This window comes from Noviherbaspirillum malthae, from assembly GCF_015352985.1.
Lineage (GTDB): Bacteria > Pseudomonadota > Gammaproteobacteria > Burkholderiales > Burkholderiaceae_D > Noviherbaspirillum > Noviherbaspirillum malthae.
The window spans coordinates 135,277-159,954 of sequence record NZ_JACYXF010000003.1 but is presented as its reverse complement, the minus strand read 5'-3'; the positions used below and the strand labels follow the sequence as shown (position 1 = coordinate 159,954).

Genomic DNA, 24,678 nt, shown 5'->3' with positions numbered 1-24,678 from the left:
TCAGGCTCCGCTCATGTTGGCGGCGCCGACCTGGACCGCCTTGACGATGTTGTGATAGCCGGTGCAGCGGCAGATGTTGCCCTTGAGCTGCTCGCGGATTTCACGTTCCGATGCATTGGGATGATGCTTTGCGATATCGATGGCGCACATGATCATGCCGGTGGTGCAGAAGCCGCACTGCAGGCCATGGCATTCCTTGAAGGCGGCCTGCATCGGATGCAGTTCGCCGCCGGGGCCGGCGATGCCTTCGATCGTCGTCACCTGCGCGTCCTGGAACTGCGCCGCCAGCGCCGAGCACGCCTTGACGGCATTGCCGTTGACGATCACCGTGCAGGCGCCGCACTGGCTGGTGTCGCATCCGACGTGAGTGCCGGTCAGTGACAGGTTTTCGCGAAGGAACTGGACAAGCAGGGTGCGCGGATCGATTTCCGCGCTCGCCGGCGAGCCATTGACGGTCATGGATACCTTGATTGCCATGCGATTACTCCTCGATTGGAATGTCGTGCGTTCAGGCGCTCTGGCAGGAGGAATCGCCGCAGGGGCAGCAAAGGGAATCGGCCGGGCGGGCGGAATTTGCAACGCGCGCATCCATCCGCGGGGCTTGTCTCCATTATTTGTCCCGATAACCCGGCCCTCGCCTTGTCATCGATTCTTAAAATTAATTAATTGCAGCCGGCAGCGATGCCGGCAATGCAAAAACGAGCGTACTTCCGCTGAGTCCGGCATCTTTGCGCTACGTCAAGAAAAACTTCGGCGCTGCAAGCAAACTTTTTTATTAAGCTGTTCGATTAAGAAACGGGATATGAGCCTTCCTGCATGCGGGAAATTTTCTAAGGTGCCCCCGTCCTTCACGACGCTAAAGTGCTCCAATTTGACACAGTCGCTGATTGCGCAGTGCGTGCAGTGTGCCGGAGCCGTTTTCCTCAACTTCATTTCACGAGGCGCCTCCGGCGTACGCAAGCATGGACAGCATCGACATGGAAGTCCTGAAAAGCTGCGAGCAATGGCTGGCAAGCGGCCACCGCTGCGAGCTCATTACCGTGGTAAAGACCTGGGGTTCCAGCCCGCGTCCCGAAGGGGCCATGCTCGCCATGTGCGACGACGGCAGGGTAGTGGGGTCCGTGTCGGGCGGCTGCATCGAAGACGACCTCATCCACCGGGTCCGTACGCAGGGTCTCACGCGTGTCGTGCCCGAGATCGTCACCTACGGCATCACCGCCGACGAGGCGCATCGTTTCGGCCTGCCGTGCGGCGGCACGATACAGCTGGTCATCGAGCCGCTTTCAGCCTCCAGCCAGATCAACGAACTGCTGCAGCGCCTGGCCTCGCATGAACTGGTCGCGCGCCGGCTCGACCTGCGCAGCGGCGAGGTCACGCTCGGCCCGGCACATGCCGGAATGGGGCTGCAGGTATCGAGCACGACATTCACCACGATCCATGGTCCGCGCTGGCGTCTCCTGATCATCGGCGCGGGACAGCTGTCGCGCTTCCTGGCGCAGATCGCGGTGGGCATGGATTACCATGTGACGGTCTGCGATCCGCGCGAGGAATACCGGACCGACTGGCAGGTCGATGGCGTGGAACTGGTGCACGGCATGCCCGACGATGTGGTAATTGAAATGCACATCGATGCAAGAACCGCGGTACTGGCATTGACCCATGATCCCAAGCTCGACGATCTCGCGCTCATGGAGGCGCTGAAATCGGACGCTTTCTATGTCGGCGCCATCGGCTCGCGCGCCAACAACGCCAAGCGGCGCGAACGGCTCAAGCTGTTCGATCTGGATGACGCACAGTTATCGAAACTGCATGGACCGGTCGGCATCTACATCGGCAGCAAGACGCCGCCGGAAATTGCGGTGTCGATTCTCGCCGAGATGACCGCAGCCAAGAACGGCGTGGCGTTGCCCGCCGAAGTGCGAGTCGCGCATGCCAAAGAGGCAAGGAAAGCAGAACGGGAAGATTCCAGCTGCACGCGGAGCTAGTACTGAAATCCGGCTGAACGCTGCGCGCTGCCTAAAGGTATTTCGCCTCGTGCACCATCTTCCGTCCCGAAGCGATGATGCGGATTGATAACAGGCATATGCCGGAGCGTATTGGCATGGCGCTATATACAAGTGTATATTGCGATTTTTGCCACCATAAGGAATCGCATGCGCCGTGCCTCTGCCGTCATTGCCGTTGTTGCACTCATGGCAACAGGCGTCTCCCATGCCGGCGAGATCGTCGTCTCCGCTGCGGCCAGCCTGACCAATGCGTTCAAGGACATTGCCCAGGCGTATGAGGCACAGCATGCCGGAAGCAAGGTGTCGTTGAACTTCGGCGCGTCGGGTGCCTTGCTGCAGCAGATGGCCAAGGGGGCGCCGGTGGATGTCTTTGCCTCTGCGGACCAGGAAACCATGGATCAGGCAGTGAAGCAGAACCTGGTCCAGGCGCGCGACAGGCAAGACTTCGTACGCAACAGCCTGGTGCTCATCGTTCCCGCCGACGGCAAGCCTGCCATCGGAAAACTGGGCGACCTCACTCAAGCGGAGGTCAAGCGCATTGCCATCGGCAATCCGGCCAGCGTGCCGGTAGGGCGTTATACCCGGCAGGCATTGGAGACCGCAAGGCTGTGGCGCGCCGTGGAACCCAAGATGATCGGCACGCAGAATGTGCGCCAGTCGCTCGACTATGTCGCCCGCGGAGAAGTCGATGCCGGCTTCGTGTACATGACCGATGCCGCCCTGATGAAGGACAAGGTCAGGGTCGCGTTCGACGTGCCGCTCGACACGGAGATCCGTTATCCCATCGCCAAGGCCGCGAACAGCGCCAACGCCGCGGAGGCTTCCCGCTTCATCGCCTTTGTCCTGTCGCCGCCATCGCAAGCCATCCTCGGCAAGTATGGCTTCAGGAAACCGTAACGGAGCGCCGCGCACCATGGAGCCCGTCTGGACCGCACTGGGATTGTCGCTCAAGGTGGCCGGCTGGGCCACGGCCCTCAATCTGGTCCTTGGAGTGGGCATCGGGTTGCTGTTTGCCAGAAAGCGGTTCCCGGGCCGTGAACTGCTCGACACCTTGCTGACCCTGCCGATGGTGATGCCGCCCACCGTGCTTGGCTACTATCTGCTCGTGCTGCTGGGCAGGCGCAGCGAACTCGGCGCATTCCTGCAGGAGCATTTCGGCATTAACCTGATCTTCACCTGGCAGGGCGCGGTCATCGCCGCTGCGATCGTCGCATTTCCATTGACATACAAGCCGGCACGGGCAGCTTTCGAAGGCATCGACGGTCAACTGGAGCAGGCGGCGAGGGTGCTCGGCATTTCCGAGATCGGTATTTTTCTGCGCGTGACGCTGCCGCTTGCCTGGCGCGGCATCCTGGCCGGCCTGCTGCTGACCTTCGCCCGCGCCCTGGGAGAATTCGGCGCCACGCTGATGGTGGCCGGCAGCATCCCCGGCAAGACCCAGACCCTGTCGATCGCCGTTTATGAAGCGGTGCAGGCAGGCCAGGACGACACCGCCACCCTGCTGGTGCTCATCACATCCGCGGTATGCGTCACCGTATTGCTCTCGGCCGGCCGGCTCGCCCCCGGACGAATCGCACATCGTTAAGGACCAAGCGCGTGAAGCTCGACCTCGATATCCGGAAGACCTTGCGCTCGGGACAGCGCCGTTTTCAGTTGAACGTCAGTTTCCGCTCAACGGCGTCGCGCATCGTCGTCTTCGGCCCCTCGGGCGCCGGCAAAAGCATGCTGCTCAAGGCCATCGCCGGACTGATCAAGCCGGACGAGGGCCATATCCAGCTCGGGAACGACATGCTGTTCGATGCCCGCGCCGGCATCTCGCTGGCGCCGCAGCAGCGCAGGCTCGCCTACCTGTTCCAGGAGTATGCATTGTTCCCCCATCTGAGCGTGCGCCAGAATATCGCTTTCGGCCTGGTCGGCGGTTGGCGCAATCCTTCTGCGTCCATCCGTTCGGAAACCGTGGAGTACTGGATCGACGCCTTTCGCCTGTCTCATGTCGCGCATCAGCATCCGGCCGAACTGTCGGGAGGACAGAAGCAGCGCACGGCTTTGGCAAGAGCATTGGTGGCATCGCCGCGCGCCATCCTGCTGGACGAACCGTTCGCGGCGCTGGACCCGGAATTGCGCAGGGAAATGCGTACCGAGCTTGACGAGCTGCAGCGGCGGCTGGGCGTTCCGATGATCCTGATCACGCATGATCCGGAAGACGCGCGGGTGTTCGGCGAAGAGACGATACGCATGCAGGAGGGGAGCATCCTGCCGTCACCGTCAATCGTTCAGCCGATCGGCCTGGCGGGATAATCCGGCCGCTTGTCCGAAGGCGTTCAAACCAGGAAGCCAGATACATGAACCTTGCCTCAGCCATGCCGTTGACCCGGTTTTCTTCCGCGAAGAACTGCGAGCAATTCCGGATATGTTGTGTCCCGAAAACAGGCGGAGAAAGCAATGGCCGCAGACAATAAGGAAATCGAACTGCGCGGCAACGTGTGGATGATGGTCGGCGGCGAAAACTTCGGCGGGCATGGACGCATTGCCCTGCTGGCCGGGATCGCCGCATGCGGATCGATCACGCAGGCCGCCAAGTCGATGAAGATGAGCTACAAGGCAGCCTGGGACGCCATCGATACCATGAATAATCTTGCCGGCGAGCCTCTGGTGGAACGGCTGGCCGGCGGCAAGGGCGGGGGCGGCACGCGGCTAACGCCGCGCGGCGAACAGCTCGTCGCCAATTTCAGGCTGATCGATCGCGTTCATCGCGAATTCGTCATGCAGCTGAACAGGCAAGCCACCGGCCTCGCGGATGATTTTTCACTGCTCAGGAGACTCAACATGCGAACGAGCGCACGCAATCAGTTTCTCGGCCGGGTCAGCAGGCTCAAGACCGGTGCGGTGAATGACGAAGTCGAACTCGAGATTGCCGGCGGCCAGACACTGGTGGCCATCGTCACGCATGAAAGCGTCGAAAACCTGGGGCTGCAGGTCGGATCGGAAGCCTTCGCCCTGGTCAAGTCCTCCTCGGTGATCGTCATGACCGACGACGAAGGCGTCCGCCTTTCCGCGCGCAACCGGCTTGCCGGCACCGTAACGCGGCTGGTGCCGGGCGCGGTGAATACCGAAGTCGTCATCGAACTGCCCGGCGGCGGAGCGGTGGCGGCGATCATCACCAATGAGAGCAGCAAGGCGCTGGCGCTGGCGGAAGGCGCCGCAGCCACCGCCTTGTTCAAGGCTTCCAGCGTCATTCTCGGCGTGCCGGCCTGACGCGGTTCATTTGATCAGGCCGGCCTTTGTTCTTCAAGTCCGCCTGATCTCATTGAAGGCCGACGTTTTTGCCGGCGTCTTCCGTTTCGCATGTTTCGATGGGGCCGGGCAGCATGCGGCGTCCTGAGCAGCCGCATTGCGTGCCGCATCGGCAGCAGCCAAGTCTTCAATGATCGTGCAGTCCCGCGTCGGTCCCTTGCAGCAGGCCGCGTCGCAGCTCGCCACGAAGCCAGCCAGGCTTGCCTCCAGCTGGCGCATTTCTTCAAGCTTCGCCCTCACTGCATCGAGGTGCGTTTGCGCCAGGTCACGCACTTCAATGCAGGCGCGGCCGCCATCCTCGAACAGCTTGACGAGCTCCCGGACTTGCTCGATGGGGAAACCGAAGTCGCGGCAACGCCTGATGAATCCCAGGCGTTTCAAATCGCCGTCGCGGTAGTAGCGGTGGCCATTGGCTGCGCGTTCCGCCTTGGGCAACAGGCCTATTTCCTCGTAATAACGAATCGTCGGCACATTGGTACTGGTTTGCGAAGCCAGGGCGCCGATCGTGAGACCGGGTTGCGGCATGCTGCTCTCCCTCAAAAAGTCCTTGCACCTAAAGTTACTTGAGGTCGTACCTTTCATGCAAGCGCAACATGTCAATCCCTTTGAAAGGAGCTGGTGATGAAAGAAACACAGGTGAATAGAGGTTCGACAGTCATGAAGGCTGGTGCCGCCGGGGCCGCCATTGCGGCTTGCGCAGCCTGCTGCGCTCCCTTGCTGGCGCCGCTGCTTGCCTGGCTGGGGCTGTCGGGCCTGGGCATGGCAGCGGCAGGCTGGTATGTCGAAATCGCGGTCCTGGCGGCGGCCGGTCTTTGCGGTGTGCTGGTCCTGCGTCATCGCAGAGCCGCAAGGCAGGCAAAATCATGCCGTGTTGACGGCGGCTGCGGATGCGGGAGCGGACCCAAGGCTTGATGCCACCCGGCGAAAGGTCCGCAAGATGAAAACTGACAAAGGCGCTCCCAGGGCTTTCATGGCAGGGCGGTAACCGGTCGCGGGTCGAGGTTTCGCATGGCGCGCATATCGTCATCAATAAGGCGTTCCATCCTTATGGCTGAACTGCCATTTGCCGTCTCTCAGTTCGGCTTGAATATCGTCATCGGGAAACGAGCCCTGGTCTCCTGGCGTCCGGTCGCCGACTTCGAGATACACGACCGTTTCAGCGGTGTCGTTGACGAGATGATGTGCATTCCCCGTACCGGCCTTGAAGCCGGCGCACATGCCGGGAGCGAGACGGGTATCGCCGTCGTTCGTGCGCAGCGTGGGGGTGCCGTCGAGGATGTAGATGAACTCGTCCTGCCGGGAATGGCTGTGACGAAGGGCGGACATGGCACCCGGAGCGAGGCGGGTCAGGTTGACGCCGAAATTGCTCAAGCCGAAGACGTCGCCGAGTTGCCGCTTCTCCCGGCCGCTGACGCGCGAGGCAAACGGCTCCGGATAGTTCGAAGGCTTGGTGCGCGGGGGAATCTCTTCCGCCTGGATTGCGATGACATGTTTGGGAAGGCTCATGATGGCTTTCTGCGATCCGACTTCCATGGGATTGAAACATCCGGGTTCGACCGAGCGTTGCATCATATCGCGCCGCGCGCATCGAAGGCATGTACAGTTCCGCACGAACCGGCCGGTACAGTCACGTCAATTTGACTGGGGCGGTGGTTCCGGCGCCGCATGGCATACGACGCAAAGCTTGTTCCCTTCGGGATCGCGGAAGTAGGCTCCGTAGTAGTTCTGGTGATACTGAGGGCGCAGCCCCGGCGCGCCTTCGCAGCTGCCGCCATGGGCAAGCGCGGTGTCATGGGCCTTGCGCACCATGTCGTGATCTCTTGCCTGAAACGCCACCATCTGCCCGTTGCCCGCATCATGCTCCTGTCCGTCGTAAGGCGTGCCGATCAGGAACAAGGGTCGCGGGCCGTCCGCAGTCTGCCAGCCGGCCCAAGGCCGGCTCCGGTCGCAGAATCGCTGTTCGATATCCAGGACTTTCATGAGCGGCTCGTAGAAGGACAAGGCGCGGTCGAAGTCGCGTACGCCGACGAAAACATGAGAGAACATGATGGTCACGGTCCTTGATGAGAACGGTAGGGAGCAATACTGGCATGTTCGATTTGCGAAGGCAACATCGTCTCTGCCGCCACACGAACGGCAGGCGGCAGCATTATCGATTCAAGTCGGATCCGTCGGACGCACGGATATGCACGGCAGTACCGGCATCGACCATGTCGAACAGCTCGATGATGTCCCTGTTGCGCATCCTGATGCATCCGTGCGACTTGGGAATGCCCATCGGCTCGGTCTCGGGACAGCCATGCAGATAGATATGGCGCCGCATGGTATCCACCGAACCGAAGCGGTTTCTTCCCGGCTCGCATCCGCACAGCCAGAGAATCCTCGACAGGATCCAATCCCTGCCCGGGTATTCCCTGCCCAGCGCCGGGGAATAGATTTCACCCGTCGGCCGGCGTCCGACGAATACCGTGTTTTCGAGACAGCCGGCGCCGATCTTCGCCCGTATGCGATGCCTGCCGCGCGGAGTACGGCCGCTGCCTTCTCTTTCTCCGGCGCCGTTGAGCGCCGTCGATATCGGGTAAGTTCGCAGAAGCCGATCATCCTCCAGCACGGACAGTGTTTGCTCGGCGATGCTGATGATGATTTCTTTATGCGCAATGTGAAGCGTTGAGGCCATTTAACGGAATGTTTGGTTTGAAGCTTTTGAAGTTGTAGAAGGCAGGCTTGAGTTGCGTCAAAACGAAAGGACTCGGGACTGGTTGGCTCCGCAAAGTCTTACGATACTGAATAGGCTGACTTTCGATACATCGTGAAAGTGCAGCGAAGTGGCCGTTACCCATTGCCCGAAAAGACTAATCATAATTCAATACGTCATGGTGAAATGTGATTGTCGGCATGAATACCAACAAGCAGCGGCAACAAGCGTGACCGTCCTGTACAGGCAGGTTCGATCAGGCGCAGGAGGCTATCATGGACGTCTTCCGGTTTGGCAGTCTGCAGCGGGCTTCGGTGGTAATGCTATCGATATTGGCCATGCGCCCGGCACTCGGTGCCGATGCAGCGACTGAAGCGGTTTTCATCGATCCCGGACAGATCAAATGGCAGGATGCACCATCCACTTTACCTAAAGGCGCCAAGGCCGTCGTGCTGTCGGGCGACCCAGGCAAGGACGGGCCCTTCGTGCTCAGGTTGAAGGCGCCCGCAGGATACAAAATCCCGCCGCACTGGCATACGGGCGCCGAATATCTGACTATCATTTCAGGCGCGTTCTACCTCGGCAGCGGCGACAAGATGGACAAGGCCAATGAACATGCGATGAAGGCAGGGGCATTTCACTACCTGCCTGCCAGGGTGCATCACTATGCGTACACGAAGGAGGCGACCGTCGTGCAGGTTCACGGCAATGGGCCGTTCGATATCAACTACGTAAACTCTGCTGACGATCCGCAGAAGGCTGTCAGGCAATAGCTGTGAGCCAGCAGCGTATCAGTGAGCCGGTACGACGCAGATGCACTCTGCCGCTGTTCGCCCTGCTCCAGGGCAATGCGCTCTTCACGGAATCTTGATGCCATACCTTGGCCCGGCCGGCATGGATTGCCGTTCACCTATTCATCAACTATAGTGACCTCACCCGGGCGCCGGGTGTTCTCCTGAATGGAGGTCACCATGCAGGAAACAGCCTCTTCCTTGATGCCGCGGTCGAACAGGGAAACTCTCTATTACCGCCATCGCCTGCCGGTAAGGTTGATGCATTGGATCAACGTCCTGTGCCTCGTCATTCTGTTCATGAGCGGTCTATCCATCTTCAACGCGCATCCGGCGCTCTACTGGGGAGACTCGTCTTACAGCGGCCGTCCTGCAATCCTGCAGATCACGTCTGTCGATGTTGATTCTGTGCCGAAGGGGATCGCAAGGTTCGGCAGCTATCAAATCAATACGACGGGTGTCCTGGGCGTGACGACCAGCCGTGACGGCGTGACAAGCAGATATGCTTTTCCATCATGGATGACGATACCTGGGTATTACTCATTGGCATACGCCCGGCAGTGGCATTTCTTCTTCGCATGGCTGTTCGTCTTCAATGGCGTCGCGTTCCTTGTGTACAGCATCTGGAGCGGGCATCTTGCACGTGACCTCGCTCCCGGCAAGCAAGAGCTTGAAGGAATCGGCGAATCGATCAAGGACCATCTCCGTTTCAGGCATCCGCGTGGCGAGGCGGCCAGGCATTACAACGTGCTTCAAAAGCTCGCTTATGTCACTGTCATTTTCATCCTTCTTCCGCTGATCGCACTGATGGGAATGGCGATGTCGCCGGCGCTCGACACCGTCATCGCGGGCTGGGTCGATTGGGTCGGCGGGCGGCAATCGGCGCGCACCATTCATTTCATCATTGCGTGGATGCTGGTCGCGTTTGTACTGATTCACGTTTTCGAGGTGATCGTGAGCGGATTATGGAATCACCTGCGATCGATGATTACCGGCTACTACGATACCGGTCCCGAACCTTCACCGGGAGTCCGCCGTGAAATCACATGAGCCGGGCAGGCGTGCATTTCTCAACCGCTCCCTGCAAGCCCTGAGTCTGCTGGGCATGGTCGGATGCGATCGCCTTAGCCGTGATGCAAGCTTTCAGGAAATTCTCTCCAGCGGCGAGACGTTGAGCCGCGTGGCGCACAAGGCGCTGCTGCCACGCAAGGCATTGGCGCAGGAATTCAGCGAACGCGACATGTCGCCGTACTTTCGCAGCAATGGTACAAGCAATCCGGACAATCCGGATTATCAAGCCCTGGTCGCGAACGGTTTTCAAGACTGGAGGTTGAAAGTGGACGGCATGGTGGAGAACCGGCTTGAGCTGTCGATAGCGCAGCTCCGCACGATGCCGAGGCGTACCCAGATCACCCGCCATGATTGCGTGGAAGGCTGGAGTGCGATCGCAAAATGGACTGGCGTACCTCTTGCGCATGTTCTCGATGCTGCGCATGTGCATCCGGATGCCCGCTTTGCCGTATTCCATTGCGCCGACCCCATGGATGGTCCCGGATCGGCGCATTATTACGAAAGCATTGACTTCGATGACGCGTTTCATCCCCAGACTATCCTTGCTTACGAGTTGAACGGCCGCGAACTGCCGATCGCAAATGGCGCTCCATTACGCCTGCGCGTCGAACGCCAGCTCGGGTACAAGCATGCCAAATATCTTGCCCGCATCGAACTGGTTGGCAGCCTGCGCGACATCCGGGGAGGAAAAGGCGGCTACTGGGAGGATGGACATGGTTATCAGTGGTATGCCGGGATCTGACTTTAAGCACAAGTGCTTATCCCGAGTAACGTTACCAGCCATTGAGGACATCGAGTGCCGCCAGTCGTGAAGAGCCAATCACATGGCATGGCACTTGGCAGGGACCGGAACGAAAACGGAGTTCAATCGCATTCACCTCTGCGCCGCGTTCATGCAATGGCCAATGGGCAAGACGCAAGAGCGCGATACCTGTTACATCGGTCTCACTATGCCTCTGGCTGTATGAGCGTGAAAGGATCAATGCAGTCGCGTCGAGGCGTTGAATGAATAATATTCGTCCGCCGGATCAGTGATGCTGCCACCCGTGTTCCTTGCGTTCTCACAGAGGTACGCTCCACAAATCAGGAAGCGACGCATCTGGTCGTCGGTAATGTGATCGGATACTGAGGCCAACGTCTCGGCGTAGATTCTGGCGACGATATACGCGTCTGCGTTGCCCGGCTTTATGCGTTCAAGCAATGACATGATCTGGTACTCATCCATGGCACGTCCTCCATTGCTGTCATCATCAGTGGATGTGAGTGGACGCGGTTTGTATGGTTCAAGACATAGCCGATGACAAATATCGATCAGTTGCATAAGCGGATAGCATTTTTGCTATTTGCCTGCTTCGCCTGTTGACTACGTTATTTTTCTGGCACCTCCTCGGTGATGGCCTACACTGAATGCGCATGGAAGGCCATAGCGTGAATGGATGATTTCGACGAAAGCAGGCTGCCGCCATGATTGAGCCTCAGCTGTACAGTGTCGCAAGGACCTGGAATCGAAATAAATCCTGATGCCATCGGCGATTACCGGACGTGCTGACAGCATCTGTCCTGCCCGCTGATGCCCCTTTGCTGCCATGGCGCCGGTTTTGCGCATCAAAGCTCCTTCCGTGCAGCATCTGAATGATATGGAAACGCACTAATGCACTCCTCATCGAGCGCGAAGGATGGCGGTCTTCTTCGTCGCTGCTACACCGCTTTCCGACCGCCAGCATTACTCCGATGGAGGTTGACATGGCAACTTACGTTTCACTCGTGAATTTTACCGATCAGGGAATGCGGAATGTCAAGGACACGACGGATCGGCTCGCAGCATTCAAGGGGACGGCAGAGAAACTTGGTGTAAGTGTAAGGAGCGCCTATTACACCGTGGGGAAATACGACATCATCCTCACTTTGGAAGGCTCCGATGAGGCCGTAACCACCGCGCAGTTGAAGGTTGGTTCACTCGGCAATGTGCGTACGCAGACCCTGCGTGCCTTCTCGCCAGAGGAAATGAAGGCGATGCTCGGCAAACTGCCGTGAGCCGTTCCGGATTGACTCACCCAAGAGGGAAGAAATCATGAGTACACCCTTCAAGTACACCAGGCTTTCGAAAGACAATGCCGCACTGCTGCTGGTTGACCATCAAGCAGGCCTGATCTCCCTGGTTCAGGATTTTTCACCGGGAGAGTTCAAGAACAATGTGCTGGCTGTTGCCTCCTGCGGCAAGTACTTCCAGTTGCCGACCATTCTCACGACCAGCTTCGAGAACGGCCCAAACGGTCCGCTCGTCCCCGAACTGAAAGAGGCATTCCCCAATGCACCCTATATCGCCCGGCCCGGCAACATCAATGCCTGGGACAACGAGGATTTCGTCAATGCGGTCAGGAAAACCGGACGCAGGCAGCTCATCATCGCCGGCGTGGTCACCGAGGTCTGCGTGGCTTTCCCGGCGCTATCCGCTATCGAGGAGGGATACGAGGTATTCGTGATCACCGACGCCTCGGGTACCTTCAACGAGGTCACGCGTCACAGCGCCTGGCTGCGGATGCAGGCTGCCGGCGTGCAGATGATGACCTGGTTCGGCATGGCCTGCGAGCTGCACCGCGACTGGCGCAACGATATTGAAGGCCTCGGCGCGCTTTTCTCCAACCATATTCCAAACTATCGGAATCTGATGACAAGCTATTTCACGATGGCAGGCAGGAAGTAGCGATGCCGCATGTTGTGTTCCAGCAGTCAGCCCGGCCGACGGCAAGCCCGAGGCTGAGCTGACGCGTTCATCCGGCTTGCAGGATATGCCCGGAAAGATGTTCGATAGGTAGCCATACACCTGGAAGAAGGCCGCGGTGTCAGAGTCGATCTTCGATAAGGTCCTCTGCTCGTGTATGCCGTCATCAACACTTTCGTTCTGGCGGTAGTGATCTTTACCTGATGGCGTAAACGATCATGACGCGTTATATGCAATTGGGTGCAGTAGGTCATGCCGGATTTTGAGCGGCACGTCAAGGATTGCCATTAGCGGTGCATTCCGAATTCCTCTCCAATGCCGCCTGATGCTCCTTTTAAATTCCTTCCGCAACAACGCGTATATTCAACACGGATCTCATAAAAAAATTTGCAGACACGACTCAGCGACAAGCCGGGAAAGACTTGTTACACTTGCCTTAAAGAAAGCAAAGGCGCGTCGTTGAATGAGTGCAGCAACCAGCAGCAATCCCGACCATTGGGTGGTCAGCATGAACCGGCGCAACCGGACATGGTGTACGTTCTTTAACTTCGTTACGGTCGGCACACTATTGCTGGAGCGCGGCCAGGGCACCGTTATCTGGATACTGGCAGGCCTGCAGTTCCTGGTGTATCCGCAGGTGATCTACCTGATCGCGCGGCGTGCCAGGAATCCCATGCGGGCCGAGATGAACAATGTCACTCTCGATGCCGTCTGTGTCGGCGGTTGGGCTGCGGCGCTCGGCTTTCCGCTCTGGATCACTTTTACCTTCACGCTGACATCGGTCCTTACCACCACCGCGTTCAAGGGATGGTGGGGTATCGCGCAAACTGCGGCCGGCATGGCTGCCGGCGCATTGGCAGCCGTCATGGCAGGCGGCTTCCGTTTCGAGCCGGCGACCGGCTGGGCGCCGACGCTCCTGAGCATGTTCACCTCTCTATCCTACGTTACGCTGGTTTCCTACAGCGCCTACATAAGAACCATCAAGCTGTCGCAAACCCGCGCGCATTTGAAGCGAAACGAGCAGGAACTCAAGCGCCAGCTCGACGAGATCAACAGCCTGCAGGCCCGCCTGCAGGAACAGGCAACCCGCGACGCGCTGACCGGCTTGTACAACCGGCGCTATTGCGACGAAACGCTCGAACGCGAACTGGCACGCTGCCGGCGTAACGGTCAGGAGCTCAGCATACTGATGATCGATGTCGATCATTTCAAGCAAATCAACGACAGCTACGGCCACCAGGCAGGAGACGAAGTACTTCGTGCTTTGGCCTTTCTGCTCAACGAACAGGTACGGGCCTCGGATGTCGCCTGCCGGTATGGCGGCGAGGAGTTTCTGGTGCTGCTGCCAGGCGCCGGACCGGAGAGTGCACTGCAGCGGGCAGAAGCCTGGAGGGAGGCGTTTTCCGCCGTGCCGATCCGCTTCGGGCCGCACGAGATACGGGCAACGCTATCCACCGGCATTGCCGCCTACCCAAGCCATGGCGCCGAGCCGCAAACCTTGCTGCGTGCCGCTGATATGGCGCTGTACCAGGCCAAGGCAGACGGACGCAACCGCACGTCAGTGACGGCTTGGCCTGGATAGACCGCCTGCCTGCCGACCAGGCGTCCGGTTCGAGGCAGGACGGCAGTCCGAAACAGGCTGCATGCGGCATTGGCGGAGACACAAAAAGGGGCAGCTGATCGGGTTATCGGCATTCAACCAATGCCGCCGGAATCGATTATCCTTGCAAAGGCTGCACCGGACGAAGTGCGGCGAACCAAGCAAAGGAGATACCCATGGCGGACTTCGTGCTCGTACATGGCGCCTGGCATGGCGCGTGGTGCTGGAAGAGAATCCTGCCCGGCTTGTGGTCTGCAGGCCACCGGGCTTTTGCGGTAACGCTCACCGGCACGGGGGAGCGCGCGCACCAGCTATCGCCGAACGTGACGCTGCGTACGCATGCCGACGATGTGGCCGCCGTGGTGGAGGCAGAAGAGTTGCGGGACGCGATCGTCGTCGGCCACAGTTACGCAGGCATGGTGATCACCGCACTCGCCGATCGCATGCCGGAGCGCATTGCGCGTCTTGTGTATCTGGATGCCGTCGTGCCTTTGCCCGGGGAATGCTGGTCCAGTACCCATGCGGCGCAGACGCAAGCGCAGCGCCGCCAGGCTATTACCGAAACCGGCAGCATCCCGCCACCCGATCCTGCATTGTTCGGGCTGAGCGGCGAGGATGCAGAGTGGGTCGCTCGGCGGCAAACGCCACAGCCCGGCGGCGTTTATGACGATCCGCTGCATTTCGATGCCGCGCGCGTATCCGCTCTTCCGCGTACCTTCATTGATTGTCACGCGCCAGCGCTGGGGACGATTGCAGTGATGCGCGAGCGCGTTCGCCAGCAAGCAGGGTGGCAGGTGGTGGAAATCGCAACGGGTCATGATGCGATGATCAGCGCGCCTCAGGAGGTGCTGAACTTGCTGCTGTCGATGAGCAGCTGAGCGGGCTGCGAATTCCGGCAAGGCCTTGATGATCGAGACGCCTCGCCGGAGGCCGTCCCGGGATTGCGGATGATTTCGTGGTTCAGAGCTTGCCCTCCGCGAGCAATTCGCGCGTCCTTTTCAGCGTCGAGATCAAGGCGTTCCTGTAGCCCTTGTCGCCGTCCATCCAGGCCTGTTCCGCCTGCTCCTCCGGACCGTCCGGCTCCTTGCCGCGCAGGCCGAGGTAGCAGTAGAACCTGAGTTGCAGTACGCCCGCATCGTCCTCGAACAGCTCGTTGATGATCGCCCCTTCCCGCGGACCGGTCGCCTGGAAGAAGGACACTTTCTTCTCCGGCTCGAAAGTGATGATTTCACGCAGGTCATCGCCTGCAATCGTGGCTTTGCGCATGATATGCGTCACGCTTTCTTCCACGACGTCGCATCGCGTGCAGAGACCGGGCGGAAGGAACAGGCGGGCGTCGCGGGCCTTGAGCACCAGGCCGCTCCATGCCTGCGAACGGGTGAGCAGGGTTTCGCCTTCCGGATTGACCGGCACAGTGGCAGTTGAATAGATCATGATGGCATTCCTTGTGGTTGGGATCAGGGTTGGGGTTCGCCGGCGCCGTCAGGCGGCGGCTGCAATTTCGGAGGCGAAGGCGCGGTAAGAGCGTAGCGGGCGTCCCAGCAGTGCGGTCAGTCGCTCGACGTCTCCCGTGCCGGGAATCATGCCGTCGCTGAGAAAGCGCTCGCTCATCAGGCGCATGTCATAAGCCATCCATCCCGGCATGAACTTGCCGAGGGTTTGCTCGAACCCGGCGGTGTCATCGCCGCCGTAGACGACGGGACGATGCAGCACTTCGGACCAGATGGCAGCGATGTCGGTACCGGTCAGCGTATCGGGGCCGACGAGATTGATACGCTCGAGGGGAAGCAGCCCGGAGGCCTGGTCCCGGCGCATCAACTCGATGGCCGCAATCTCGCTGATGTCGCGCGGATCGATCATCGCCAGTCCCTTGCCGCCTACGGGCATCGGATAAACGCCGTAGCCGAATACCGCTTCCCTGACCGTCAGGTCGTTGCTCATGAAATAGGCAGGGCGCAGGATGGTAGCGCTGAAACCTGACTGCTCGATCATGCGCTCGACGCCGAACTTGCCAGCGAAATGCGGTACGTTCACGTAGAGGTCACTGTGAATCACCGACAAATAGACGAGGCGTTCAATGCCGGCTTCCCTGGCAAGGTTGAGCGCGATCAGTGCCTGGGTGAATTCATCGGGCACCACGGCGTTGAGAAGGAACAGGGTGGATACGCCTGAGAAAGCGGGGCGCAGCGAAGCGGGATCGAGCAGGTCGCCTGCGGCAATGTCGACGCCTGCCGGGAAATCGGCTTTGGCGGGATTGCGAACGAGCGCGCGCACTCTGGCTCCGCGTCTGACGAGGTGTTCGACAACTTGATGGCCGACTGTGCCGGTAGCGCCGGTAACAAGGATGGTCATGGAAATACTCCTGTAGTGGTTGGAAAGCAGTTTCATCTTAGTGATCCCATCCGTGAAACGATAGACCTTATAATGGGACTGACTGTCTCATTGGTGGAACACATGGACTTGCTAGCGCTCGCTGATTTCAATCTTGTTGCCCGGCACGGCGGATTTGGAAGCGCTGCCCGCGCTTCGGGGCGTCCGAAGGCAACCCTGTCACGGCGGGTCGCGGAACTGGAGAGCAGCCTCAAGCTGCGCTTGTTCGAACGCGGAGCGCGCACATTGAAGCTCACCCAGGAAGGACGGGCGCTTTACGAGCGGACGGGAGCCTTGCTTACCGAACTCGACGAGACGGCAGCGGCCATCGCTTCCGGGGCAGACAAGCCGCGCGGCAGGCTGCGGATCAGCGCGCCCCTGCTTTTTTCTCAGATCGCCATGGGAAAGCTGGCCGCCGGGTTCTTCCTCAGGTATCCCGAAGTCCGGCTTGAGGTTACGACCGAAGACCGCGCCGTCGACATGGTCGAAGAAGGCTATGAGTTGGTGATCAGGGTCAATCCGGCTCCGGATGAAAACCTCGTCGGAAGGATCTTCCTGCGCGATCGGCAGGTGGTGGTGGCGAGCCCGACCCTGAACCGGCCTTCGGACACTGCCGCAGTGCCTGCCGTCGTACGCGGAACGGGTGAGGGAGTTTCGGCCTGGGATGTGAAGGCAGCGGCTGGAAGATCAAGCATCGCTATCGACCCCGTCCTTTGCCTGTCATCGCTGATCATGGTCCGCGATGCAGTCCGTGCGGGTGTCGGAGCCGGGCGTCTCCCATTGTCGCTCGTCAGTCACGATCTGGCTGCCGGCAGGCTTGTCCATTGGGGTGACGCCGCCGAACCCGAGATTGCGCTGTGGATTCTTTATCCTTCGCGCCGGCTGCTGAGCGCTCGTGTCGCCGCCTTCCTGGACTATCTGAAGGAAGCGTTCCCCATGGGCACGGCCGACGAGCTGGCCGCCTATGTCGGCGGATAAGATGCGCCGGCGTCCCTTCGTTCCGGTTCCGGATGGCCGTGCCTATCGCCGCCTAGCTCCGCCTAGCTCCAAAGGCTGAGCCCTGCCGTCATGCTGCGCAGGAGCTTCTTGTCTCCGATTAACGCGATGCCCGACATTTCCATGTTTTCGAAGTGTCCGACGGCGACCGCATCGAGCAGCTGCCGGTAATCGGTCGTGCCTTGGCCGTCGCGCGGGAACACTACGCAGTCCACGAGATTCGGCGCCGCCTGCGCGGCGAACCTGCATAGCGAAGCCGCAGACGCCGACAGTACGCTGATACCGACCGATATCAGGCCCGGAAACCTGCAGCCCGCGGCATCGGCCAACGACGCGCCGACCAGAGCGGGATGGCGCTGGCCGGCAGTCAATGCAAGCACCGCGGCGGCGTTCGCGGCCTTGCCTGCCGCCAGTGCTGCGTTGAGGATGATGACGCAACGGGTTGCCGGGAGCGGCTGTGAAGCATTGTTCGATTCCATCGAGCCTCCTTTGATGTCGGAAGCTGCTGATTCTTGCAGCTTGGCCGTCACGCGTCTGGAAGCTTTGTGCAGTGGCTGCGATAGGCAGCCGGGGTCAGCCCGTATGCCCGGCGGAACCAGCGGCCCAGGTGACTCTGGTCGGCAAAGCCGAGCATCGCAGCTACGTCCGCAGGCGTTTCGCCATGGGCGAGCAGGCGCCGCGCGCGTGACAGGCGCAGCTGGATCAGATAGGCATGGGGCGCAAGGCCGTAGACGTGCTTGAACCCGCGCGTGAGCCTGAAACGGTCGACACCCGCCACTTCGGCGAGCTCATCGAGGCTGATGTCCTGGTCGTAGTGCGCATGGAGATAGTCGCGCGAGCGCTGCGCCACGGTCGGCAGGCGCACGTCGGTGCAGGCTTTTGTCCGGCGATGCAGGTGCGGGCCTAGGCCGGCCAGCACGGTGTCGAGCGCGGTCTGCCGGACGATGCGCATGTCGGTTTCCTGCAGAACGCGGAACGCGCATGCAATCGCGGCGGTCAGGCCTGGGTCGTCAACCAGGGTGGCGACGAAGCCCGGCGTGCCGACCGAAGGCCCGAATATCTCATGCATTTCCCGCTCCAGCCATGCCGGATCCAGGTAGAGCATCGAGTAGGTGAAGCCATCGGGAGCCGGCGCATGGCCGTCGTGGATCTCGCCCGGCTCCAGCATGAAGACCTGGCCGGGCCGGCTGCTATGCAAGGTATTGCGGCAATGAAACTGCTGCAGTCCCTGCTCGGTGAAACCGACCAGGTAGCTGTCGTGCCAGTGCGGCTCGTACGCATGCCCGAGGAAATGCGCCCGTATGGTTTCTATGCCCGTCTCGGCGTCCTGCCGCAGACGTATCCAGTTGCCAGCTTGCATGAGGGTAAATCGGTCATCAATGCCAGGGTTAGCCTCGGATTCTGACACAGCGGGCACGGATGTCTGGAAGATTTGTGCACACGCGCTACGTGGAGCAGGCGTGCTCCCGCGAGCCGGCCCGAGGTTTCTTGCCGGCGCGATCAGGTATTTAGGCATTAACAAACGGCATCGCTTTTGCCGGCAATGCTCTCGAGCCTCTTCAGCGCGCCCTCGGGCAGCGCGAGTTCGGCGGCTGCCAGGTTCTCATGCAGATGCGCGACCGATGACGTACCCGGAATAAGCAGGATGTTCGGCGCGCGCTGCAGCAGCCAGGCAATCGCCACCTGCATCGGCGTTGCACCGAGATCTGCAGCCACTGCGGTCAGCTCGGCCGACTGCAGCGGACTGAAACCGCCCAGCGGGAAGAACGGCACGTAGGCGATGCCTTCCCGGGCCAGCATGTCGATCAGCATGTCGTCATTGCGGTGAACCAGGTTGTACATGTTCTGAACGCATGCAATCGGCACGATGCGCAGCGCTTCCTCGACCTGAGCCAGCGTCACGTTGCTGACGCCGACATGGCGGACCAGTCCCTCCTCGCGCAGTTGGGCAAGGGCGGTGAGTGGCTCCTCCAGCGAGCCTTCGGCCGGTCCATGGACATCCAGCATGCTTCGGAAATTCACAACGTCCAGCGCATCCAACCCGAGGTTGCGCAGATTGTCATGCACCGCCTGCCGCAGTTCCGCGGCCGACGTCGCCGGCAGCCAGGCGCCCTGGGCATCCCGCCGTGCACCGATCTTGGTGACGATGGTCAAGTCTTCGGGATACGGATGCAGCGCCTCCCGGATCAGCTGATTGGTGACATGCGGCCCGTAGAAATCCGAGGTGTCGATGTGATTGACGCCGCGCGCAATGGCTTCGCGCAGTACGGCGCGCGCTGCCGCCGGGTCCCTGGGCGGGCCGAATACGCCGGGGCCGGCCAGCTGCATGGCGCCATAGCCGAGGCGGCGGACAGCGCGGTCGCCAAGCATGTAAGTGCCGGCACGATCGATATTGGACATGGGTTTCTCCTTGTGTTTTCAGAGCATCAACGATAGTCCCGGCCAGTCCATGAGACAATCCGGTGCAATCAGCACGGGTTGTACGTAAAGGCGCACAATGAAAATCGACCTCGGAGACCTTTCTGCTTTCGTTGCCGTCGCACGTGCCGGCGGTTTTCGCGATGCCGCACGAATGACGAACGGCAGCGCGTCCGGCCTGAGCGACGCTGTGCGCCGCCTCGAGACGCGGCTCGGCGTGCGCCTGCTCAACCGCACCACGCGCAGTGTCGTGCCGACCGAAGCCGGCAGAAGCTTGCTCGCGCGGCTCGAACCGGTGCTGAACGAAGTCGACAGCGCGCTCGACGTTGTCAACGGTTTCCGGGACACACCAACAGGTACGCTGCGGCTGAACGTACCGCTCAGCGCGGCACGGCTTGTGCTGCCGTCCATCGTGCCGCGCTTTCTAGCCAGGTATCCGGAGATTCGCCTCGAAGTGACCGCCGACGAAAACTTCGTCGATGTCCTCGCCGCCGGCTGCGATGCCGGCATCCGCTATGAAGAGCGGCTGGAGCAGGACATGATCGCCGTGCCGATCGGACCGCGCATGCAGCGCACCGCCGCCGCTGCCTCGCCGGATTATCTTGCCCGGCATGGCCGGCCGCAGCATCCGAGCGAACTGCTCGGCCACAGCTGCATGCGCGCACGTTTTCCCAGCGGCGCCATGGCGCAGTACACATTCGAACGGGACGGCGAAACAGTGCATATCGATCCGAACGGCCCCTTGCAGGTCCAGATCGGCGGGGCCGTCGACCTGGCGGTCGAGGCGGCGGTAGCCGGCCTCGGCATCGTGTATCTGTTCGAGGACTGGCTGCGCCCCTATATCGAACGCGGCGCGCTGGAACCCGTTCTGGAGCCGTGGTGGCCGCAATTCTCAGGCCCTTTCCTGTATTACCCGGGGCGCAGGCTGGTACCGGCGCCGCTGCGCGCCTTCGTGGATTTCATCCGCAATGATGCTGCGTCGCAGTAGCCGGGCGCCGCAGGCCTCGATCATCCATGTTTGAAACATAGGCGGTCAAGGCGTCTCGGGGTGCCTTCAGCATCGCAGAGCTTTAGCCGCCGGGCCGCGCATGGTCATGACCGGCCCGGCGACCTACGCTTCCACTCTTGACGCTCCCTTTCCGTCAAGCCTGAGCTGATACCAATCCCAAGGCATCACATGCCATGAGATCGCGTCTTTTTCCGCCTGCCCGCGTTGTGCTCGTCATCCATAGCCCCGCCATGGATTCCTCCCACGCCTTGCCAGACGAAAAAATCCATCGTTCTCATCTGGCACGTTATGCCTTGGGATTGGTATGGGCCCTTGACTCTCTCCCAACGGGAGGGTTTAGCATGTCGAAAACCTTGGGAGACCTCATGCTTTTAAGAATTGGCGAACTGTCCAAACGCACCGGCATCACGATCCGGGCATTGCGGCATTACGACGAGATCGGCCTGCTTTCGCCTTCAGCACGTTCGGAGGGCGGGTTCCGGCTTTACGGGCAGGAGGACGTCGGCAAGCTCTATCGCATACAGGCGCTTTGCCGCCTTAACCTGTCGCTCGCCGAAATCCAGCAGCTTCTGAGCGAAGGCGGCGCGGCCTTTCCGGACGTGGTGGAAAAGCAGATTGCATTCCTGAACCACCAGATCAGCCATGCCGTTGCCTTGCGCGACCACCTCGCCGAGCTTCAATCCAGGCTCGCCCGATCCAGCGAGCCAGCCATCGACGACTGGCTAGGCGTGCTGGCGCAGATGTCGGTCGCCCCCAGGTATTTCAATGATGAAGAGCGCGATGCGCTGGCAGCGCATCGCGTCTGCGGCAAAGCGGACCTCGCAGAAGACAAGGCGGCGTTGATCACTGCATTGCGGCAGCTTGTGGCACAAGGTGCCGCAGCCGACAGCGACGATGCGCAGGAACTGGGCTACCGCTGGATTCAGCTGTTGATGTCTGAAGTCGGCAACGACGAAGGGCTGCTGATGAAATACTACGCAATGCAATGGAACGAGGATGCCCTTCACTTGCTGTCCGGGATAGACCAGGCCGGAATGACTTACATATCGCAAGCCATGGCTTATCGCCGCTTGAAGATCTACGCGAAATACTGCAGCGGTGAAGAGATCCAGGTTCTGCGGCGCCACTATATTCGATACACCACATCATGGCCGCCTCTCATTGCAGCAATACGCGGTCACATGGCCAATGGCACCGATCCGCAAGACCCCGACCTGCAGCATCTTGCTGCCGAATGGGCAGCGCTGGAGATCAGGAAGGCAGGCGGTGACCGGCAACTGGCAGCAAAACTCAAGCACGCGTTCATGCGCGAGCCGGCATTGCGGTTTGGCTCGGGCATCGATGAAGCGTTTCTTGAATATCTGGACAAGGCATCGCATGCGCTGCACAAGCATTCGAATCATCAACAGACCAAGGCCGCTCCATGACACTTGCTTCCCCTTTCCTGGCCGGAAATTTCGCACCGGTTCGCAGCGAACAGGACTTCACCGGACTGCCCGTCATCGGCAGCTTGCCGAAGGCATTGGCCGGCTCGCTTTACCGTGTCGGACCGAATCCGCAATTCGACCCGCGCGACGCGTTCTATCACTGGTTCGCCGGCGACGGCATGGTCCATCTGTTTCGCTTGGAGGACGGGAAGGTCGCCTACAGGAACCGCTGGATGCGCACGCCCAAATGGCAACTGGAGAACCAGGCTGGGCAAGCGCTGTTTGGTACCTTCGGCAATCCCGCGACCAGTGATCCGTCGGTAATCGGCCGCAGCACCGGAACCGCGAACACGAACATCGTTTTCCACGGCGGCCGCCTGTTCGCGCTTGAAGAATCGCACCAGCCGTTCGAGTTCGACCCGCTTACCCTGGAATCGAAGGGATACCAAAGTTTCGGCGGCGTGGTTTCCTCGCGCTTTACGGCGCATCCCAAGCCGGATCCCGACACAGGAGAACTGCACTTCTTCGCCTACTCGGCAGGCGGCCCGGGCACGACGGAAATGCATTACGGCACCCTGGACAAAGCGTGCCAGGTAACCAGAATGGAAAGCTTCCAGGCGCCTTACGCCAGCATGGTGCATGACTTCGTTGCGACAGGCGCGCACCTGCTGTTTCCTGTTACGCCACTTACCTCCAGCATGCAAAGGATCATGCAAGGAAAGCCCATGTTTGCCTGGGAAGCCGACCGTACCGTCCACATCGGCGTGTTGCCCAAAGGCGCCGATGCCGCTGCAATGCGGTGGCTGCACACCGATGCCTGCCATGTCTTCCATTTCATGAACGCATGGGAGGCGGAAGGCAGGATCACTGTGTATGCGATGGAAGCCGAGATGGCGCCTGGCATGCCTCATGCGGACGGCCGTCCAGGCGAGCCTGAGAGGTCTGCTGCAAGACTGTCCCGATGGACCATCGACCTTGGTAGCCAGACCGGAGACATCGAACGCTCGATCATTGATGACGTGCCCGCGGAATTTCCCAGGATCGACGAGCGATACACTGGCCGCCGCAACCGCTACGGCTGGTACGTTTGCCATGCGGACGGCACAATCAGGAATGAGGTGGAAAACGCCTTGTACGGAACCCTGACTTGCCATGACTTCACCACGAGGCGCAGGCAGCGCTTCAGCCTGCCGGAAGGCGATGTGCTGTCCGAGCCGGTGTTTGCGCCGCGCCATGCCGCAGCCGAAGAAGGCGACGGCTGGATACTGGTGACCGCATGGCGTCGGGGCGAGCAGCGCAGCGACCTGCTGGTGTTCAATGCGACTGATATCGAAGCCGGGCCGATTGCAGTCGTTCGGCTGCCGTGCCGGATTCCCTTCGGTTTTCATGGAGCATGGGTGCCGGCTTAACCAGACAGTCATGGTTGGGCAACTCATGCAGGCCATGAGTTGGTGATCATCGCATCGGGTTTCGGCGATTGCATTTTGAAATGTTCAACGCTTGGGAATTGCCGATTTATTCCTGATTGTTCAGGAAACAGGAGTACATGGCGATGACCGCTCCCACCCATGATGCGGTCAGCGCTCAGATTTAACGATATAGCGGAAGCGACTTAAACCAGACTTTGTTAGCTCCTCGAAACAGTCTCGCACTGTTCAAGTTGGCACGACTGCACAGGGATGTGCAGTCAAAGTAAACCATAGCAGTGCACAGCGATATGCTTTACCTTAATAGCGAACTTTATCCATCTGGACTCCGCCGAAACTTCCGGTGAAGTTTGGCGGCATTCGGAACGTGGGAGCGTTTATTATCGCTTTTCCTCCTTTAGCCCGACAGGCATTGGCTGCATCAAGATCCTGCTTGCCTTGATCTGCACCCAGCAAAGCCCATGTTTGCTGTAATTGAGATGGTGGAGTAGTAGGCTTGCTCTTGTTGTGCCTCATATCAATGCCGGCAAGTTTCGCGAGCTGGTATCCGACAATAAACATCTTCATGTTCGCTGATGAATATTCTGCGTTGGCGACTTGGCTTCGCGCGTAAAAATAGTGTTCTACCGCCGCCATGACTTCATCATCTTCGGAAAGTAGGTCATCTGAAAGCTGAGCCAGCTCGGATGGAGACAGTTGCTCATTTCTGATCGCATACAGAATCGACGCCACTCGCTTCAGCCGCTCAGGCACTGATCCTGATGAAGGCACTGCGCACCAAGCAGTGGCAATCCTTCGCACCATGTCGTCTTTTGACATCAAGAATCCTTCCATAAAGTTGTCTTGAATAAT

The 24,678-nt window shown here is 60.1% G+C and carries 29 protein-coding genes; 17 read left to right on the top strand and 12 right to left on the bottom strand.

What is annotated here, in order from left to right; all coding sequences use genetic code 11:
• Window positions 1–477: a (2Fe-2S)-binding protein gene (locus tag IGW03_RS07200; RefSeq protein WP_194721851.1), complete on the bottom strand. Its 477-nt coding sequence runs from the start codon at window positions 475–477 to the stop codon at window positions 1–3.
• A 485-nt stretch (window positions 478–962) separates the two neighbouring features.
• On the opposite strand from IGW03_RS07200, the gene IGW03_RS07195 reads away from it, so the two are divergent.
• The 5 genes from IGW03_RS07195 (at window position 963) to IGW03_RS07175 (ending at window position 5,261) form a co-directional block, all read left to right on the top strand.
• On the top strand, window positions 963–1,985 hold the full coding sequence (locus IGW03_RS07195) for an XdhC family protein (RefSeq protein ID WP_194721850.1): 1,023 nt from the start codon (window positions 963–965) through the stop codon (window positions 1,983–1,985).
• 168 nt (window positions 1,986–2,153) lie between these two features.
• A complete protein-coding gene (gene modA / locus IGW03_RS07190; RefSeq protein ID WP_194721849.1) occupies window positions 2,154–2,903 on the top strand; it encodes a molybdate ABC transporter substrate-binding protein in 750 nt (249 codons plus the stop codon).
• A 16-nt stretch (window positions 2,904–2,919) separates the two neighbouring features.
• On the top strand, window positions 2,920–3,591 hold the full coding sequence (gene modB / locus IGW03_RS07185; RefSeq protein ID WP_194721848.1) for a molybdate ABC transporter permease subunit: 672 nt from the start codon (window positions 2,920–2,922) through the stop codon (window positions 3,589–3,591).
• Window positions 3,592–3,602: 11 nt separating this feature from the next.
• Window positions 3,603–4,304 carry an ATP-binding cassette domain-containing protein gene (locus IGW03_RS07180; RefSeq protein ID WP_194721847.1) on the top strand — a complete coding sequence of 234 codons (702 nt, stop codon included), beginning with the start codon at window positions 3,603–3,605 and terminating at the stop codon, window positions 4,302–4,304.
• Between the two features lie 144 nt (window positions 4,305–4,448).
• A complete protein-coding gene (locus IGW03_RS07175) occupies window positions 4,449–5,261 on the top strand; it encodes a TOBE domain-containing protein (protein WP_194721846.1) in 813 nt (270 codons plus the stop codon).
• A gap of 33 nt (window positions 5,262–5,294) precedes the next feature.
• Here IGW03_RS07175 and IGW03_RS07170 read toward each other — a convergent pair whose 3' ends face one another.
• Window positions 5,295–5,825, bottom strand: a complete 531-nt coding sequence (locus tag IGW03_RS07170; RefSeq protein WP_194721845.1) for a MerR family transcriptional regulator — start codon at window positions 5,823–5,825, stop codon at window positions 5,295–5,297.
• Window positions 5,826–5,921: 96 nt separating this feature from the next.
• Between IGW03_RS07170 and IGW03_RS07165 the strand changes: the two genes are divergently transcribed.
• Complete coding sequence (locus IGW03_RS07165) at window positions 5,922–6,212, top strand: hypothetical protein (protein WP_194721844.1); 291 nt, start codon at window positions 5,922–5,924, stop codon at window positions 6,210–6,212.
• 114 nt (window positions 6,213–6,326) lie between these two features.
• Here IGW03_RS07165 and IGW03_RS07160 read toward each other — a convergent pair whose 3' ends face one another.
• The 3 genes from IGW03_RS07160 to IGW03_RS07150 all read right to left on the bottom strand — a co-directional run bounded on the left by IGW03_RS07160 (window position 6,327) and on the right by IGW03_RS07150 (window position 7,977).
• Window positions 6,327–6,806 carry a cupin domain-containing protein gene (locus tag IGW03_RS07160; protein WP_194721843.1) on the bottom strand — a complete coding sequence of 160 codons (480 nt, stop codon included), beginning with the start codon at window positions 6,804–6,806 and terminating at the stop codon, window positions 6,327–6,329.
• A gap of 126 nt (window positions 6,807–6,932) precedes the next feature.
• A complete protein-coding gene (locus tag IGW03_RS07155) occupies window positions 6,933–7,346 on the bottom strand; it encodes a VOC family protein (protein WP_194721842.1) in 414 nt (137 codons plus the stop codon).
• Between the two features lie 103 nt (window positions 7,347–7,449).
• Window positions 7,450–7,977, bottom strand: coding sequence for a L,D-transpeptidase (locus IGW03_RS07150; protein ID WP_194721841.1), 528 nt, complete (start codon window positions 7,975–7,977; stop codon window positions 7,450–7,452).
• Between the two features lie 293 nt (window positions 7,978–8,270).
• Here IGW03_RS07150 and IGW03_RS07145 point away from each other — a divergent pair, with 293 nt between their 5' ends.
• The 3 genes from IGW03_RS07145 to IGW03_RS07135 all read left to right on the top strand — a co-directional run bounded on the left by IGW03_RS07145 (window position 8,271) and on the right by IGW03_RS07135 (window position 10,599).
• On the top strand, window positions 8,271–8,768 hold the full coding sequence (locus tag IGW03_RS07145) for a cupin domain-containing protein (RefSeq protein WP_194721840.1): 498 nt from the start codon (window positions 8,271–8,273) through the stop codon (window positions 8,766–8,768).
• A 198-nt stretch (window positions 8,769–8,966) separates the two neighbouring features.
• Window positions 8,967–9,836: a cytochrome b/b6 domain-containing protein gene (locus IGW03_RS07140; protein ID WP_228535167.1), complete on the top strand. Its 870-nt coding sequence runs from the start codon at window positions 8,967–8,969 to the stop codon at window positions 9,834–9,836.
• The gene (locus tag IGW03_RS07135) at window positions 9,823–10,599 is read left to right on the top strand and encodes a molybdopterin-binding protein (protein ID WP_323744941.1); all 777 of its coding nucleotides are present in this window, start codon (window positions 9,823–9,825) and stop codon (window positions 10,597–10,599) included. The genes IGW03_RS07140 and IGW03_RS07135 overlap by 14 nt, the downstream gene beginning before the upstream one ends.
• Window positions 10,600–10,836: 237 nt before the next feature.
• Here IGW03_RS07135 and IGW03_RS07130 read toward each other — a convergent pair whose 3' ends face one another.
• Window positions 10,837–11,082: a hypothetical protein gene (locus IGW03_RS07130; protein ID WP_194721839.1), complete on the bottom strand. Its 246-nt coding sequence runs from the start codon at window positions 11,080–11,082 to the stop codon at window positions 10,837–10,839.
• A 518-nt stretch (window positions 11,083–11,600) separates the two neighbouring features.
• Here IGW03_RS07130 and IGW03_RS07125 point away from each other — a divergent pair.
• From IGW03_RS07125 to IGW03_RS07110, 4 genes are all read left to right on the top strand, one after another.
• Complete coding sequence (locus IGW03_RS07125) at window positions 11,601–11,891, top strand: GYD domain-containing protein (RefSeq protein WP_194721838.1); 291 nt, start codon at window positions 11,601–11,603, stop codon at window positions 11,889–11,891.
• A gap of 37 nt (window positions 11,892–11,928) precedes the next feature.
• On the top strand, window positions 11,929–12,561 hold the full coding sequence (ycaC, locus tag IGW03_RS07120) for an isochorismate family cysteine hydrolase YcaC (RefSeq protein WP_194721837.1): 633 nt from the start codon (window positions 11,929–11,931) through the stop codon (window positions 12,559–12,561).
• Between the two features lie 481 nt (window positions 12,562–13,042).
• Entirely contained in the window at window positions 13,043–14,161 is a 1,119-nt protein-coding gene (locus tag IGW03_RS07115) for a sensor domain-containing diguanylate cyclase (protein WP_194721836.1), read from the top strand.
• Window positions 14,162–14,355: 194 nt separating this feature from the next.
• Window positions 14,356–15,057: an alpha/beta fold hydrolase gene (locus IGW03_RS07110; protein ID WP_194721835.1), complete on the top strand. Its 702-nt coding sequence runs from the start codon at window positions 14,356–14,358 to the stop codon at window positions 15,055–15,057.
• Between the two features lie 82 nt (window positions 15,058–15,139).
• Here the strand turns inward: IGW03_RS07110 and IGW03_RS07105 are convergent, their stop codons facing one another.
• Window positions 15,140–15,613: an AtaL-like protein gene (locus IGW03_RS07105; RefSeq protein WP_194721834.1), complete on the bottom strand. Its 474-nt coding sequence runs from the start codon at window positions 15,611–15,613 to the stop codon at window positions 15,140–15,142.
• Between the two features lie 48 nt (window positions 15,614–15,661).
• Entirely contained in the window at window positions 15,662–16,531 is an 870-nt protein-coding gene (locus IGW03_RS07100) for an NmrA/HSCARG family protein (protein WP_194721833.1), read from the bottom strand.
• Window positions 16,532–16,633: 102 nt separating this feature from the next.
• Between IGW03_RS07100 and IGW03_RS07095 the strand changes: the two genes are divergently transcribed.
• Window positions 16,634–17,527, top strand: a complete 894-nt coding sequence (locus tag IGW03_RS07095; protein WP_194721832.1) for a LysR family transcriptional regulator — start codon at window positions 16,634–16,636, stop codon at window positions 17,525–17,527.
• A 62-nt stretch (window positions 17,528–17,589) separates the two neighbouring features.
• Here IGW03_RS07095 and IGW03_RS07090 read toward each other — a convergent pair whose 3' ends face one another.
• The 3 genes from IGW03_RS07090 to IGW03_RS07080 form a co-directional block, all read right to left on the bottom strand.
• Window positions 17,590–18,024, bottom strand: coding sequence for a DUF2000 family protein (locus tag IGW03_RS07090; RefSeq protein WP_194721831.1), 435 nt, complete (start codon window positions 18,022–18,024; stop codon window positions 17,590–17,592).
• Between the two features lie 47 nt (window positions 18,025–18,071).
• Window positions 18,072–18,905: an AraC family transcriptional regulator gene (locus IGW03_RS07085; RefSeq protein ID WP_194721830.1), complete on the bottom strand. Its 834-nt coding sequence runs from the start codon at window positions 18,903–18,905 to the stop codon at window positions 18,072–18,074.
• Between the two features lie 155 nt (window positions 18,906–19,060).
• On the bottom strand, window positions 19,061–19,945 hold the full coding sequence (locus IGW03_RS07080; RefSeq protein ID WP_194721829.1) for an aldo/keto reductase family oxidoreductase: 885 nt from the start codon (window positions 19,943–19,945) through the stop codon (window positions 19,061–19,063).
• Window positions 19,946–20,042: 97 nt separating this feature from the next.
• On the opposite strand from IGW03_RS07080, the gene IGW03_RS07075 reads away from it, so the two are divergent.
• The 3 genes from IGW03_RS07075 to IGW03_RS07065 all read left to right on the top strand — a co-directional run bounded on the left by IGW03_RS07075 (window position 20,043) and on the right by IGW03_RS07065 (window position 23,808).
• The gene (locus IGW03_RS07075; RefSeq protein WP_194721828.1) at window positions 20,043–20,951 is read left to right on the top strand and encodes a LysR family transcriptional regulator; all 909 of its coding nucleotides are present in this window, start codon (window positions 20,043–20,045) and stop codon (window positions 20,949–20,951) included.
• Window positions 20,952–21,337: 386 nt separating this feature from the next.
• Window positions 21,338–22,399 (top strand): MerR family transcriptional regulator, encoded by a 1,062-nt coding sequence (locus tag IGW03_RS07070; RefSeq protein ID WP_194721827.1) that lies wholly within the window; start codon window positions 21,338–21,340, stop codon window positions 22,397–22,399.
• Window positions 22,396–23,808, top strand: a complete 1,413-nt coding sequence (locus tag IGW03_RS07065) for a carotenoid oxygenase family protein (protein WP_194721826.1) — start codon at window positions 22,396–22,398, stop codon at window positions 23,806–23,808. The genes IGW03_RS07070 and IGW03_RS07065 overlap by 4 nt, the downstream gene beginning before the upstream one ends.
• Window positions 23,809–24,126: 318 nt before the next feature.
• Here the strand turns inward: IGW03_RS07065 and IGW03_RS07060 are convergent, their stop codons facing one another.
• Window positions 24,127–24,645: a hypothetical protein gene (locus IGW03_RS07060; protein ID WP_194721825.1), complete on the bottom strand. Its 519-nt coding sequence runs from the start codon at window positions 24,643–24,645 to the stop codon at window positions 24,127–24,129.
• Window positions 24,646–24,678: the final 33 nt, after the last annotated feature.

Coding starts and splice junctions, on each gene's coding strand:
- IGW03_RS07165 (WP_194721844.1), top strand. CDS start 5,922: ATGAAAGAAACACAGGTGAATAGAGGTTCGACAGTCATGAAGGCTGGT.
- IGW03_RS07100 (WP_194721833.1), bottom strand. CDS start 16,531: ATGACCATCCTTGTTACCGGCGCTACCGGCACAGTCGGCCATCAAGTT.
- IGW03_RS07080 (WP_194721829.1), bottom strand. CDS start 19,945: ATGTCCAATATCGATCGTGCCGGCACTTACATGCTTGGCGACCGCGCT.
- IGW03_RS07200 (WP_194721851.1), bottom strand. CDS start 477: ATGGCAATCAAGGTATCCATGACCGTCAATGGCTCGCCGGCGAGCGCG.
- IGW03_RS07095 (WP_194721832.1), top strand. CDS start 16,634: ATGGACTTGCTAGCGCTCGCTGATTTCAATCTTGTTGCCCGGCACGGC.
- IGW03_RS07175 (WP_194721846.1), top strand. CDS start 4,449: ATGGCCGCAGACAATAAGGAAATCGAACTGCGCGGCAACGTGTGGATG.
- IGW03_RS07195 (WP_194721850.1), top strand. CDS start 963: ATGGACAGCATCGACATGGAAGTCCTGAAAAGCTGCGAGCAATGGCTG.
- IGW03_RS07160 (WP_194721843.1), bottom strand. CDS start 6,806: ATGAGCCTTCCCAAACATGTCATCGCAATCCAGGCGGAAGAGATTCCC.
- IGW03_RS07070 (WP_194721827.1), top strand. CDS start 21,338: ATGCTTTTAAGAATTGGCGAACTGTCCAAACGCACCGGCATCACGATC.
- ycaC (WP_194721837.1), top strand. CDS start 11,929: ATGAGTACACCCTTCAAGTACACCAGGCTTTCGAAAGACAATGCCGCA.
- IGW03_RS07115 (WP_194721836.1), top strand. CDS start 13,043: ATGAGTGCAGCAACCAGCAGCAATCCCGACCATTGGGTGGTCAGCATG.
- IGW03_RS07150 (WP_194721841.1), bottom strand. CDS start 7,977: ATGGCCTCAACGCTTCACATTGCGCATAAAGAAATCATCATCAGCATC.
- IGW03_RS07105 (WP_194721834.1), bottom strand. CDS start 15,613: ATGATCTATTCAACTGCCACTGTGCCGGTCAATCCGGAAGGCGAAACC.
- IGW03_RS07075 (WP_194721828.1), top strand. CDS start 20,043: ATGAAAATCGACCTCGGAGACCTTTCTGCTTTCGTTGCCGTCGCACGT.
- IGW03_RS07110 (WP_194721835.1), top strand. CDS start 14,356: ATGGCGGACTTCGTGCTCGTACATGGCGCCTGGCATGGCGCGTGGTGC.
- IGW03_RS07170 (WP_194721845.1), bottom strand. CDS start 5,825: ATGCCGCAACCCGGTCTCACGATCGGCGCCCTGGCTTCGCAAACCAGT.
- modA (WP_194721849.1), top strand. CDS start 2,154: ATGCGCCGTGCCTCTGCCGTCATTGCCGTTGTTGCACTCATGGCAACA.
- modB (WP_194721848.1), top strand. CDS start 2,920: ATGGAGCCCGTCTGGACCGCACTGGGATTGTCGCTCAAGGTGGCCGGC.
- IGW03_RS07060 (WP_194721825.1), bottom strand. CDS start 24,645: ATGTCAAAAGACGACATGGTGCGAAGGATTGCCACTGCTTGGTGCGCA.
- IGW03_RS07130 (WP_194721839.1), bottom strand. CDS start 11,082: ATGGATGAGTACCAGATCATGTCATTGCTTGAACGCATAAAGCCGGGC.
- IGW03_RS07125 (WP_194721838.1), top strand. CDS start 11,601: ATGGCAACTTACGTTTCACTCGTGAATTTTACCGATCAGGGAATGCGG.
- IGW03_RS07155 (WP_194721842.1), bottom strand. CDS start 7,346: ATGTTCTCTCATGTTTTCGTCGGCGTACGCGACTTCGACCGCGCCTTG.
- IGW03_RS07090 (WP_194721831.1), bottom strand. CDS start 18,024: ATGGAATCGAACAATGCTTCACAGCCGCTCCCGGCAACCCGTTGCGTC.
- IGW03_RS07140 (WP_228535167.1), top strand. CDS start 8,967: ATGCAGGAAACAGCCTCTTCCTTGATGCCGCGGTCGAACAGGGAAACT.
- IGW03_RS07145 (WP_194721840.1), top strand. CDS start 8,271: ATGGACGTCTTCCGGTTTGGCAGTCTGCAGCGGGCTTCGGTGGTAATG.
- IGW03_RS07085 (WP_194721830.1), bottom strand. CDS start 18,905: ATGCAAGCTGGCAACTGGATACGTCTGCGGCAGGACGCCGAGACGGGC.
- IGW03_RS07065 (WP_194721826.1), top strand. CDS start 22,396: ATGACACTTGCTTCCCCTTTCCTGGCCGGAAATTTCGCACCGGTTCGC.